This is a genomic window from Candidatus Liberimonas magnetica (assembly GCA_020523885.1).
Classification (GTDB): Bacteria; Elusimicrobiota; Endomicrobiia; order Endomicrobiales; family JAFGIL01; genus Liberimonas; species Liberimonas magnetica.
Genome location: JAJAPY010000008.1, coordinates 1 through 13,196 on the forward strand (window position 1 = coordinate 1; position 13,196 = coordinate 13,196).

The following is a 13,196-nucleotide window of genomic DNA, read 5'->3' on the forward strand; positions in this document are numbered from 1 at the left end:
CTCAAGGCAAGGCAATAGAAACTGAAGAGATGTATAAGAAGGCATTAGAGATAAACCCTAAGAATGAAGACGTATATAAAAATTTGGGTGATATTTACTGGGCTCAGAGCAAGATAAAAGAAGCCGAAGAGATGTACAAAAATGTATCGGTAATAAATCCAAAGAATGAATGGGCATACAATATTTTGGGTAATATTTACCGGTCTCAGGGCAAGATGAAAGAAGCCGAAGAGATGTACAAAAATGTATCGGAAATAAACTCAAAGAATGAAGTCGCGTACAATAGCTTAGGTGAAATTTACCGTGTTCAGAACAAGTATAAAGAAGCCGAAGAGATGTACAAAAAGGTGCTGGAGATAAACCCGGAGAATGAAGGCGCATATAATTTTTTAGGAAATATTTACCGGGCTCAAGGCAAGACGAAAGAAGCCAAAGAGATGTGGGAAAAAGTGATACAGTTAAACCCGAAGAATGACTACGCCTACGTTGGCTTAGGTGATGCTTACCGGGCACAGGGAAAAGCAAAAGAAGCGGAAGAGATGTGCAAAAAAGTACTGGAGTTAAATCCGAGTAATGGAGACGTCTACACAATTTTAGGTGATATTTCTATCGATCTGGGCAAATATACGGAAGCGCTGGATTATTATAAAACATACCTTGTGAAAAACTCGGCAAATGCACTAGCGGTATATAACCTTGCTCGAGCTTTTATGTTTTTAAAAAGATACGATGAAGCAGTAACATATTTTGAATCTGCAATAGCAAATAATCCGCCGGTTAATTTTGATGCCCATCTGTATCTTGCCGAATGCTATGAAAAGCTCGGCAAAAATGAACTTGCGGAACAACAGAAAACTTTATATTATAATAGTCTTTTTAATAAAGCTTTGAGCGAGCATAAAGCCGGTAAATTAAATGAAGCAATCAGTTTATACGAGACAATCCTTAAACAATACCCGGATGATATCCGTTCATATTTCGCTATGGCCTATGCCTTTATGGATTTAAAAAAGTATAATGAAGCTATCACTTATTTCAATAAAACTCTGGAATTAAAACCTGATTATCATGAGGTACATTATTATTTGTCTGTTTGTTACAAAGGACTAGGTGACGATAAAAACTCTAACATGCAGTTGGAGCTTTTCAATAAACCTGCTCAGCAATAAACAGAAAAAATTAACTATGCTTAAATATTTGATTAAATCTGTGTAAAATTGACACAATCTGAAAACTTGTTGTATAATAAGACGAATTTAATAGATGCCGGGGTGGCGGAATGGCAGACGCAACGGACTTAAAATCCGAAAAACAACATAATTGCTCACCGATATAAAATCATAAAACCTCTGAAAATACATACAAATCTTAGTTTAATCAATTTTAACCTATTTTAACGAATTTGAACCCAAAGTGGACACTTTTTGGACACTTTAAACTAAGCATTTATTTTCCTGCATCCAGCTGTTTCAAGACACTTCAAACCTACTTTAAATAAAAATATTACTATTGCCTTATAGTTATTAATAATGAAAGGTATTTATGATCATGTGGCTGGCATGACACGGGATTATATAAACTTGGTATAAATTGCAAAAAACGTTTAAAAAATATAAAATTATCATTAAGATATGACAAAAATCAAAGAATCTGAAACTATTGAACTTAAAAAATCAACGGGAACTCTGAAAGAGGCAATTATTTCCATTGCTGCAATTCTTAATAAACATGGTAAGGGCACTCTTTATTTTGGTATCGAAGACAACGGCACCGTAGTAGGACAGCAAATAGGCAAATCTACAATAAAAGATATTACTAAATCAATTTCTGACCATATTGAACCTAAGATATTTCCTGATGTTAAGATTCAAAAAATCGAAGATAAAGATTGTATTGTTGTAGAATTCAGCGGCCATGAGGGTTTGTATTCTGCGTATGGCCGGTTTTATATCCGCTCCGGGGATGAAGACAAAAAGCTTTCTACTAAAGAAATAGAGCGGTTGATTGAAAAAAAGAAAAACTATGTTTACTCATGGGGGGCGGGTCTTTCCGAAATCCCGATTACTAAGGCTGATATCGCAACGCTGCGTTCCGTTATAAAAAGAGGCAACGAAGCAGGCCGCATAAGCTTTTTGTTTGACTCTGCAAAAAATGTTCTTAATAAGCTGCATATTGTAAAAGATGGTAAACTACTAAACGCAGGATGTGCCCTTTTCTGTAAAGAAAGCGGTATTGAAGTTCAAGCAGCGGTTTTTGCCACTAATGACAAGTTAACATTCCTGGACATCCAAAAATACAGCGGAAATCTTTTTGAACTTATTGCAAAGTGTGAAGCGTATGTGAGTGAACATATCAATTGGCGTGCGGATCTTTCCGGCAGCCGCAGGGTTGAAATACCTGAAATTCCAATACGCGCAATAAAAGAAGCAATAATTAATTCGTTATGCCACCGGGATTTTACAAATCCCAAAAGCAATGAAATAGCCATTTACCGAAATAGAATAGAGATATATAATCCTGGACAGTTCCCTTATGAATATACTCCCGAAGATTTTATCAAAGGAACTGAAGCAAGTATCCCGCGCAATCCACTAGTTGCAGAAACTCTTTACCTGTCAGAAGACATTGAAAAATGGGGTTCCGGTCTTAAGCGCATTAGCCAGGAGTGCAAAGCTGCAGGAGTAAAAGTAGTATTTTCTAAAATTAAAAGTGGTTTTATGGTAACCTTTTATCGCCCTGACATTTCTTCAGCGCAGAAAGAGGTTGGTATGAGTACCCAGAAAAGTACCCAGAAAAGTACCCAGAAAAGTACCCAGAAAATATTAGATATAATACGCAAGAATAACTCTGTTACAAGAGTAGAACTTGCTCAACTGACAGGAATGAGTGACGGTGGAGTAAAAAAACGGCTAAAGAAATTACAAACAGATGGTCTATTAAAGCGGGTAGGTCCCGATAAGGGCGGACATTGGGAAGTATTGCAATAATCGAAATGAGGAGATTATGAGTACCAAGACAGAGTGGACTATCTCTATCTTGGTATTGATGGTGTAAAGTTGCAGGCAATTTTGACCCAGTAGTTGCAGTGAATTTTGACCCTCCCGAAGTTAAGAAGTATCCTGTGTGGATAAGTTTTAAGAAATCCAACCAGGAGGGAGGTAATGATGAGCGTAAGACAGATAAAAGAAGTGAGGATGATGAGGCAGGAAGGTCTGCCGATACGCGATATTTGCCGCAAGGCAGGAATATCCCGTAATACAGTAAGAAAGATATTAAGGGGCAAAGAAGCGAAGTTCACCTACCACAGGGAAGAAGCCGACCAACCCGCACAAGAACCAATCAAAGATCAAATAGAAAGCTGGATAAAGCAAGACAGTCTTGAGGGTAAGAAATACCGCAGGACAGCCAAACGTATGTATAACGAGCTGCGTAACGATAAGTACGGTTACGCTGGGAGCTATGCGTCTGTCTTGAGGTGTTTTCAGGAAGTAAAGGAAAGGCTGGGCAAAGATCCAGCGGAAGTCTTTATACCCTTGGAATTTGACAATGGAGCAGCCGCGCAGTTTGACTGGGGTGAAGTAAAGGCCGTTATAGGCGGCCAGTTAACTATTTTAAATGTAGGGGCGATGCAATTGTGCAAGAGCCGCAAAAGCTTTGCACGGGGATATCCAAGCCAGAAACAAGAACTGTTGTTTGATATTCACCGCAGGGCATTTGAGCATTTTGGAGGTGTGCCAAGAAGGGTTATATACGACAATCTAAAGACAGCGGTAAAGAAGATATTGAAGGGCAATCACAGGAACCTGCAGGAACGTTTTATTGAATTTAGTTCGTTGTATTTATACGAGGCAGATTTCTGCAATCCAGCCCGTGGCAATGAGAAAGGCCGCATAGAAAACTTTATAGGATTTATCCGGGAGAACTTTTTTGTACCGATCCCGAAGTTTACAACGCTTGACGAACTAAACGACCGATTATTGAGTTTTCTTATATCAGTGGCGCGGACAAAGATGCACCCTAACATTCCGGATAAAACACGGTATGAGGTATATGAAGAAGAAAAGGGTTCATTGATCCCACTTCCTGCACATGGGTACGAGTGCTGCCGTGTTACACACGCTGCGGTGACCAGTTACAGCACAATACATTTTGAGACGAATCAGTATTCCGTCCCCGGGGAGTATGTTGGAAAGACAGTTCAGGTGAAAGGGTATGCGGATGAAGTAGTAGTAAGTTTAAAAGGTGTTGAGATAGCAAGGCATAAGAGGCTATATAGCTTTAAGCAGCAGTCGCTTAATCCCTACCATTACCTGGAAGCCTTGTCTAGGAAACCGAGGGCGTTTGCGGATGGATTGCCGTTCAAAGAATGGCAGCTGCCGGAAGTATTCCAGCAGTACCGTAGGATGTTAAAGGAGAAGTTTGAAGATGGTGACAGATATTTTGTTAAGACGCTTTTGTTAGTGAAAGAATGGCCGATAATGGAAGTTGCTGAATCGATACGTCAGGCAATAGCTGCTAACGCTTTAGGTGACAGCTATGTGCTTACGATATTAAGGCGTATGCGCAATCCTGGCTACGAGCCAAGGGCAATGGATATCCGTGAAGAGTTAGCCAGGTATAAGGCAAAACAACCGCCTTTAAGCAGATATGATGAGGTTTTGTACGGTAAAAAGGAGGTGGTAGTGTTATGAGTGAAAGCAGACGTGATAGAACGATGGGGCACCTTAAAGGGCTAAAGCTTGGCGCTATAAGGCGTATGTATGATGAAGTGCTCGACAGGAATCTTAAAGGCAGAAAAGGGCCGGAGGAATTCCTTGGAGAATTGCTTGACCAGGAAGTTGCGGCCAGAAAAGTATCGGCATTAAACAACAGGATAAAGAAGGCGAAGCTGCCGCAGGTTAAGGATTTGGATGTCTTTAAGTTTGAGGAGTCCGTAATTGACGAATCCGCGGTGCGCCGGATTTATGACGGGGATTTTATCAAGGAACATAAGAACGTGGTGTTTATGGGTGGAAGCGGAACAGGCAAAACCCATCTTGCCATAAGCATCGGGGTGAACCTTATCCGGCAGGGATACAAGATCCGGTTCTGGAATCTTGTAGACTTGGTAAACGAATTGGAACGGGAGAAGGAGCAGAATAAAACCGGATCGTTACAGCGTAGGATGAAATGTTTTTCACTTATCATTCTTGATGAGCTCGGGTATTTACCTTTTACAGATCAGGGGGCGCAGTTGTTGTTTCACCTGATGAGTTCCTGGTATGAAAATCTTCCGGTGATTATTACAACGAACCTTGAGTTTAAGGAATGGGACAGCATGTTTCATAACCAGAAGATGACCATAGCCCTTTTGGACAGGCTTACGCATCACTGTGAAATCATTGAAACGGGTATGGAAAGCTATAGGTTGAAGACACGGCAGCAGGAATCTTCCGGAAAGGAGAAGGCTGTTAGTAAGTCTTTACAAAAAGCCTGAATATTTGGTAAAAGAAGTGCTGTAGGTGGGTCAATTTTCGTTGCAACTAGAGGGTCAATTTTGGTTGCAACTTTACACATCTATAGTATCAGATTTTTTAAGGACCGAGCTCGTTTCAAGCAGAAGATTCAATATACTTGAAAGGGCAAATATGGAAATGATCCTTGCTGAGCAAAAATTCCAGGTCTCGGGATGTACTAGCCAGGAATGTGCGGTTAAGATGGGTAAAATACTTAACGTAAAAGTTGTGCTATTAGGTTCCTTATCAAAGCTTATGGATACTTTCTATATTACAGTTTCACTAATAGATGTTGAAACCGGAGAGATATTGCAATCCATAGATCAGAAAGCAATGACCCCAGATGAGTTAAAACAAGCCTGCAATCAAATCGTAGAAAAAATAAAATAGTTTTCTGCCACCTTTAAGACACCCCTTCTAATTCTGCTGAGACAGTCCATGACTATTGGGTTACGCTGTAACAATGTGGACACTTTTTGGACACTTTTGGTTTCCAGCTCACCTTCCCGAAATTGACAATAAATGAAAACTTGTTGTATAATAAGACGGATTTATGTAGATGCCGGGGTGGCGGAATGGCAGACGCAACGGACTTAAAATCCGTCGAGCCTCAGGGCTCATGCGGGTTCAAGTCCCGCCCCCGGCATGTTGTATTTGTAAATAAATTTGGAATAAAGGGGCTTGAAGACGATCCGAACCATGTTCCACCTCGGAAGTGGAACATGGTCTTGACAGGCTATGAAAGGAAGAATAAATAAATAAAATGTTATTATTGGAGAGGATAATGGTATCTGAAAATAAGGATACTCTGGTTGATTTTAGTTCCATAGAAAAAAACCTTGAGCACGTAAACCTGGTAAATCTTAATGTCCGGCCAATCCCTATAGAAAATATACTAGGAAGCCTTGGCAGGTATCAGGATTTTACGGAAGGGTTTATACCTCAAAGCGGGCACACGAGCCCCAAGTATGAAAGCGTAAAGATGGCCATGCTTGCAGGCAAGATACTTCCGCCTATTAAGGTTTACAAGATACTCGATAATTATTTTGTTATAGACGGGCATCACAGGGTTACCATAGCCAAGAATGAGATCCATGCCATTGACATCGATGCAGAAGTAATAGAAGTCCGGTTTGATTTTGAGCTTTCGCCGGAGAAAAAATACACGTATAATACTGGCCAGGCAAGGGATTTTTTGATCCTTCTTGAAGAAGATGTTTTTCAAAAAAGGACTCATTTAAAGAATGTAATCTTAAAATACCCTTTAAAAGTAACTGAGTTGACGTCTTATGGCAAGATATATGAAGAGATATACGATTTCAAGCAAAACTATAACAATAAGGAATTTGCAAGAAAAGACATCATCCATGCAAGCTTCATCTGGTACGAAAAAAGATTTTTGCCTGCGGTCCAGATTATACTTGACGAAGGTGTGCTTGAAGATTTTAAGTCTAGGACCTATACCGACCTTTATGTGTGGATACAACAGCATAAGTACTACTTAAGTCAAAAAGTCGGTTATGATGTGGGGTTTGATTTTACAATGGACGATTTCGTCAGTAAATTCAAAAAAGCAAAATTCCTTGACTTGATACCTCAAATGATGAAAGATATAGTGGGGATTATAAAAAAAGAGATAAAGAAAATACAGCCTGGCCAATAAAATCTTCGGAGGAAGCCCTTGAAGATACTGGCAATATCAGATATTCCGAGCAAAGGACTAGAACGTATCGCAGAGGAATCGCCTTCCGAACTTAAGAACCTGAATGTTATAATATCCTGCGGCGACCTGGACAAACAATATATAGAGTTTTTGGTTGACGGGCTTAACAAGGATCTTTTTTTCGTGTGCGGTAACCATGATATTGAATTTGGGAAAATATATGATGAAAAAGACGATATATGGAATGATGAACCCAACTATTCTATCGCGGGAAAATATGACTTGCACGGGAAAATAGAGCATTATAAAAACTATTACCTGGTAGGTTTCGGAGGTTGTCTGTGGTATGGAGGCAACAGCAATGAGTATAAAGAAAATGAGATGGCAAAAATAGTCGCAAAAGTAAAAAGAAAACTTAAATGGAATCAAATAAAAGACAAGCTTGCAGGCAGGGCAAAAAAAGACTTGATAGTGATTTCCCATGCACCAGTATACCGCGTACACGACACACATGATACCACACACACCGGTTTTAAATGTTTCGGGGATTTTATAAAAAATGTGTCGCCGCTCTTGTGGATACACGGGCATGTTCATTTGGATGACGTGCATAAAAATCAGGTTACCTTTATTGACAAAACAACCGTAGTTAATGCCTATTGTTACAAATACATTAATATAAAGCCACAAGAGATCAAAATATCCTATAGACCAGGCATCCTTGACACCCTATAAATTAAAGAGTATAATAACGCTTCAACTTGGTCTGAAACTATATTTAGAAGATCGCGGGGTGGAGCAGTCTGGTAGCTCGTCAGGCTCATAACCTGAAGGCCGCAGGTTCAAATCCTGCCCCCGCAAGTTTTAAGAAAAGACTTCATTTTTCAATGAGGTCTTTTTCTTTTTTAGATGTTTTTTCGAGTTTGCAGAATTTATGGATTTGCAAGTTAACTGAACATTTCCACTCTGGTTGGAGAGAAGTTAAGAATTGGCAGTGCTATTTAGACAGTTTGCCTATAATAGAAGATGAGTTGAAAAATCTCGTATGCCATCAGATATATCTTGTTGAAGAACGGGAAGGCAAATTGTACGGTTACGAAATCAAGTGGTCAAAGGCAAAGTCAAAACCGACTGCGGATTGGCAATCAACTTACAAAGATGCAAAGTACGAATCTATTATAAAAGAGAACTTTTTGCATTTTGTAACTTAACCAAATAATAAGGGACATCGCTATGGGGCATGCTACTATGACACTACTGTAACATCGTACTGTGGCAAGTGTGCCAAAAGTGGGCCAGAATCGGTGTCCAAAGACAGCCAAGTTAAAGCAAAGGAAAACAGGCAAAAGTCAGTAAAAACAAACCCTGTTTCCGTCTAAGAGCAATGGATTTAGTGGTTCCATTATTTTCGTCGAAGGAAAACGTAAATATCGACGAAAATCAGCTCGTAACCTGAAGGCTGTAGGTTCAAATCCTACCCCCGCAACCACATTGAAACAGAGATAGCATCTTTACTGGTGCTGGCTATTTTCTAATAAGTTAGGGCTTACTGAAAAATGAAATTACTTATTGAATATTCAATTAATTCATGCGACATGAAATCCCCCAACTCCTGTCGGGGGACGCCCGGCCTTCGTAGCCATAAAGGCTACTACGGCGGAGTAGACAATGCAGATGATGTCGCAGTAGGTAGCGTTATTAAAGGAGCCTCCGGCTCCTGCCAGAAGGGCTCCAATAGTTTTATAAAAATGTAGTTATAAGTGCACGGTTTTTGTAATACAGGTCATTTTTTTAATTCCACGCCGAGCGCGAATTTTTTTGCGCCTGATTGTTTAGCCGCATCGATAACTTTTATTACTATATCATATTTTACGTCTTTGTCGGCTTTAACGACTACCGCGCTTTTAGGTTCATTGGAAATAAGGGCCGTTAAGCGGCTTTGTAATTCCTTTACCCCTATTTTTTTGTCGTTTACAAAAACATTTTCTCTCTGATCTATCATAATTATAATACTTTTGTCTTCCTCCATGTCTGCATTTGTAGCATTGGGGAGCTTTACTTTTATGCTGGGGTGGACGAGGAGAGGTGTGGTTATCATGAATATAATCAATAGAACCAGTACCACATCAGTAAAAGGCGTGATGTTGATTTCCGAAGCTATCCTTCCGCGTTTAATCGCTTGTTTCATTATATTTCCTTGATATCAATAAATCTGCTGTCTGAGAAGCACAGTACTCCATGTCCGTAATAAAATTATCAACTCTTTTTACGAAATAGTTATAAGCCACAACAGCGGGTATTGCTACTAAAAGCCCTGTTGCAGTGCAGGTCAGGGCTTCTGCTACGCCTCCTATCACTATGGATATATGCCCCGAGCCTAACGTAGATATGTCGTGAAACGACCTTATTATTCCAAGCACAGTTCCAAATAATCCGATATAAACCGCGATATTTCCTATAGTTCCTACTATGCTGGTATATTTTTCGAGCTTGACGGTTTCTACCATTATTTCTCTTTCCATAGCGCTAATTATCGCTTTTTCATCATGCCCGTGCATTTTTAAACCGGCAAGTACGACCGCAGATATCGGGGAATAGTTCAGTTCACATAACTTTATGGCTTTTGCGATGTCTTTTTTTTCAAGCTCTGCCCTTATTATGTTCATGAATTCTATTTTGTTAAGAAAAGATTTTTTAAAATAGCTGTAGAGCCTTTCAAATATTACAGCCAGGGAAAGGACAGAACAGAATAACAGGATATACATCGTAAATCCGCCCATGCTGAATATTTGCCAAAGAGATTTGCCTTGAAACATAGTATTTGGTTCTCCTTTATTGGAATTTTATATTATAATACCATTGATTATATTTTATGTCAAGATGGAGCTCCTCTAGAGAAAAAGTCACGTAACAATGTGACTCTGAATAAAGCGACATCCCGCCGTGGCGGGATGGAATTCTCCCAGACGTTATTATGCGGCGGCCAGCGTAAGCTCATTAACTATTCAAGTTCAAACTTAAAAGGGATCCTTACCCGTACAGGCACTGCCTGCCCTTCTTTTGATATGGCAGGAGTGAACTGAGAGTTAGAGACGGCTTCAATGGTGGCCTTGTCAAAATCATCCCCTCCGCTCTTTATAATAAGGGCTTTTCTTGGCCTGCCCTGTGCATCTATATAAACCTCGACTATGACCATAGCTTCAACATTTGCAAGTTTTGCCTTTGCCGGATAAACGGGTTTTATCTGGACCTTGAACTCAGGAAGCCTGAGTACTTTAAAAAACGGAAGATAACCGGAATAATCGGTTTCTTCGGTTCCTTCCCCTGAATCTTCATCATCGCCGATTTCCTGTACAGCCTGTGCAGGCTGTGCGGGTTCATTCTTTACAGTATTTGTCATAGATATATTTTTAATTCTTTTTGCCGTCCTGGGTTTCTTTGTGCTGTCAACAATGTCCACAAGGGTATAATCTTTAAAACCTTTGTTTTTATCTATAAAAATAGAAGGTCCCGCGATAACACAGAAATGGACAAAAACAGATATAAAGACAGCGTTAGTTATCGGGTCCGGGTTATAGTGAAATAATTTTATCGGCATATAATACGTTTTTAAAAGTTGTATTTAAATCCTACTATAGGCAAAAAAGGAAGCATCTGGCCTGTATATCTTTTTTTGTAGTCGGCGCTGTAATAATAGTTATTAACGTTTACTGTGTTAAATACATTGATTATCTGTACGTAGAATTCAACGTTTTTAACTTCCCTGCCGAACCCGAACCAGTTCCTGTAAGGCATGGTCAGCTTGATATCAAGCCTGTTGTAATCAGGTATTCTGTCATCCAGGTATTTGCCGTGAACAGGCACATAGGTTGTTATGCCGGTAGCAGGATCTACTCCGGCTATAACTCCGAGTATATCTGTATAAGGTGTCCCTGTGGAAAACCTGTACGTAGCAGCAAGCTTATATTTTTTGTTGAAATCATAGTTAAAAACGACTGAAATATTATGTGTCCTTTCCTTTTCAAAAGGGAACCACTGGCCTACAGGGGACAGGTAATCGAGTGTACTCTTGCCGGCAAAAAGCGCCGGGTCGCTTCGCTCTTCTATAAAGTCTCTTGCATAGAGATAAGAATAAGCGAACCATCCGTCCCATCTTTCGCCTGTTTTTTTCTGAAAGAATAAATCAATCCCTTGAGCTTTTCTCTTGCCGTTGTTCGTGAAATCAAGGCCGGGGTCAGGGTCGTTTACCACCCTGTCATAATAATCTTTAATATAAGTCTCCAGTCTCAGGAAAAAATCCGCAGGCAGTTCATGTTCATAACCGAGCACGTAGTGTATCGCTTTCTCCGACTTTATACTGCGGTTCTGAAAGATCGGCGGCGGGCCGTTAGCCGCGTTAGCAGGAAACTGGGTATAAAGCCCTGTATTGAACTTGAGGGCTATTTTTTCGCTCAACATGTACTTTACACCGCTTCTCGGGCAGAAAGTATTGTCGTGTGTCGTGTCAAGGTATTCATACACCCCGCCGATATTAAAAAAAAGTTTTTCTTTAGCCAGTTCAATGTCGTCTTGAACGTAGGTGCCGCCGGCTGTGACGGATAGAAGGTCATAGTCATAAGTTTTCTCATTATTAAAATAAGTATTGTCCGGCATAAGCACTCTGTACTTATGTATGACGTCGGCGTCTATGGTAGTCCTGAAAAGGTACACCCCTTGTTCAATTGTGTGCCTGCCCTTGATATAAGTGAACCTGTTTTTAATGTAGCTGTCGTACTCTCTTGTCCTTGAAGTAGAATTCGCATCCTCGTTTGAGAACTCGTAGGTCCCGTCTTCATACCTTAAAGATAGGGTGGAGTTCATCGACAGCTCGTCGTTAAAAACCTTGTCGTAGTTAAGGGCAGGGAGAATCCTGGAGTTCTTGTAAGAAAACTTGAAAGTTTTTTCATCTATATCCGGGTCCCTGGTCGCTGCAGAATTAAAGTTCATGCCTTCATAGGAACCGATGAGGTTTAACGAGATCTTGTCTTCGCCGTTAAGCTTCCATGTGAACTTTGCCTGGCTGTCGTAAAAATATGGGAACTCAATTCCTTTGTACTTGTCTCCATAGGCCAGGTTCATAAGCAAGTCGTAGTAAGTCCTTCTAAATCCATAGACGAATGATGATTTATCCTTCTGCATAGGGCCCTGCGCAAATAATTCAAGGGTTGTAACGTTGAGGTCGACATAACCTTTTTTCTTTTCGTAATCGCCTTCGATATTTTTTACATCAAGCACACCCGAGAGCGCCTGCGGGTATTTTGCGGGAAACCCTCCGGAATAGAAATCTATCCTGTCTACAAAAGCCGGGTTAAATATGCTCTGGTTGCCGCCCCACATATATGGCTGAAGAATGTAGATGTTGTCAAGGAAGCAGGCGGTTTCGTAAAACTCACCTCCGCGCACATACATAAGGGACGAGAAGTCATTGCCTGTTATTACTCCGGGAAGAGTCTGGATGATCTTTATGCTGTCGGAGAAAAGATGGGTAGTGGCCTTGTTGACCTGCTCGATCTGTATTTTTTGTTTTGTCCCTTCAACCCGGCGCTTTTCTTTAACATGTACTTCGCCCATAGTAAAACTTGAAGAAAGTTCAAGTTCAAGCACTATGTTTTCATAAGGGACACCGAAAGAATCGCCCGCCTCTTTATAGCCGGGCAGCCTGGCGGATATCGTTACTTTTCTTCTTTGGGTCTCAAATGAAAAACCTCCAGTTCCATCCGTCTGCACGTATCTTTTGTCTTCTTTTACGTACACGGCTGCCCCTTCAAGCGGTTCTTTTGTTATAGAATCCAAAACCTTGCCGGAAATTCTATAGGACTCCGTGCAAAACCCTGCAGCATTTAAAAATAGCGATAAAAAAAGTATTATTATTCTGTTTTTCATATAGTGATTAAAGATTATAATAAAGATAAAATAGGAAATCAAATAATTGAATTAAATAAGGTCCATCCTCGCAATTGCAAACCCGCTTATTCTTTTCCGTCCCTGTCATTTCGACC

12 protein-coding genes and 2 tRNA genes are annotated in these 13,196 nt (G+C 40.3%); 10 read left to right on the top strand and 4 right to left on the bottom strand.

Translation table 11 applies throughout. The annotated features are described in order from the left end of the window. The 10 genes from LHV68_07775 to LHV68_07820 form a co-directional block, all read left to right on the top strand. The coding region (locus LHV68_07775; GenBank protein ID MCB4791771.1) for a tetratricopeptide repeat protein at nt 1–1,169 on the top strand (1,169 nt) is incomplete at its 5' end. Nucleotides 1,170–1,631: 462 nt separating this feature from the next. Continuing rightward, nucleotides 1,632–2,987, top strand: a complete 1,356-nt coding sequence (locus LHV68_07780; protein ID MCB4791772.1) for a putative DNA binding domain-containing protein — start codon at nt 1,632–1,634, stop codon at nt 2,985–2,987. Nucleotides 2,988–3,161: 174 nt separating this feature from the next. Beyond that, nucleotides 3,162–4,691 (top strand): IS21 family transposase, encoded by a 1,530-nt coding sequence (gene istA, locus LHV68_07785; protein ID MCB4791773.1) that lies wholly within the window; start codon nt 3,162–3,164, stop codon nt 4,689–4,691. Then, on the top strand, nt 4,688–5,476 hold the full coding sequence (gene istB / locus LHV68_07790) for an IS21-like element helper ATPase IstB (GenBank protein MCB4791774.1): 789 nt from the start codon (nt 4,688–4,690) through the stop codon (nt 5,474–5,476). Before istA ends, istB begins: the two co-directional genes overlap by 4 nt. Nucleotides 5,477–5,540: 64 nt before the next feature. Beyond that, nucleotides 5,541–5,885, top strand: coding sequence for a CsgG/HfaB family protein (locus LHV68_07795; protein ID MCB4791775.1), 345 nt, complete (start codon nt 5,541–5,543; stop codon nt 5,883–5,885). Nucleotides 5,886–6,056: 171 nt separating this feature from the next. Then, nucleotides 6,057–6,141: transfer RNA gene (locus LHV68_07800), tRNA-Leu, on the top strand. Between the two features lie 138 nt (nt 6,142–6,279). Further along, complete coding sequence (locus LHV68_07805) at nt 6,280–7,158, top strand: hypothetical protein (GenBank protein MCB4791776.1); 879 nt, start codon at nt 6,280–6,282, stop codon at nt 7,156–7,158. 18 nt (nt 7,159–7,176) lie between these two features. Then, nucleotides 7,177–7,893: a metallophosphoesterase gene (locus LHV68_07810; GenBank protein MCB4791777.1), complete on the top strand. Its 717-nt coding sequence runs from the start codon at nt 7,177–7,179 to the stop codon at nt 7,891–7,893. 52 nt (nt 7,894–7,945) lie between these two features. Beyond that, a tRNA-Met gene (locus LHV68_07815) sits at nt 7,946–8,019 on the top strand. A gap of 149 nt (nt 8,020–8,168) precedes the next feature. After that, nucleotides 8,169–8,369 carry a hypothetical protein gene (locus tag LHV68_07820; protein MCB4791778.1) on the top strand — a complete coding sequence of 67 codons (201 nt, stop codon included), beginning with the start codon at nt 8,169–8,171 and terminating at the stop codon, nt 8,367–8,369. A 572-nt stretch (nt 8,370–8,941) separates the two neighbouring features. On the opposite strand, the gene LHV68_07825 is transcribed toward LHV68_07820, so the two are convergent. From LHV68_07825 to LHV68_07840, 4 genes are all read right to left on the bottom strand, one after another. Then, nucleotides 8,942–9,346 carry a biopolymer transporter ExbD gene (locus tag LHV68_07825; protein ID MCB4791779.1) on the bottom strand — a complete coding sequence of 135 codons (405 nt, stop codon included), beginning with the start codon at nt 9,344–9,346 and terminating at the stop codon, nt 8,942–8,944. Continuing rightward, the gene (locus tag LHV68_07830; protein ID MCB4791780.1) at nt 9,330–9,974 is read right to left on the bottom strand and encodes a MotA/TolQ/ExbB proton channel family protein; all 645 of its coding nucleotides are present in this window, start codon (nt 9,972–9,974) and stop codon (nt 9,330–9,332) included. Before LHV68_07830 ends, LHV68_07825 begins: the two co-directional genes overlap by 17 nt. Nucleotides 9,975–10,159: 185 nt before the next feature. Beyond that, nucleotides 10,160–10,756, bottom strand: a complete 597-nt coding sequence (locus tag LHV68_07835) for an energy transducer TonB (protein MCB4791781.1) — start codon at nt 10,754–10,756, stop codon at nt 10,160–10,162. An 11-nt stretch (nt 10,757–10,767) separates the two neighbouring features. Further along, complete coding sequence (locus tag LHV68_07840; protein MCB4791782.1) at nt 10,768–13,080, bottom strand: TonB-dependent receptor; 2,313 nt, start codon at nt 13,078–13,080, stop codon at nt 10,768–10,770. Between the last annotated feature and the right edge of the window lie 116 nt (nt 13,081–13,196).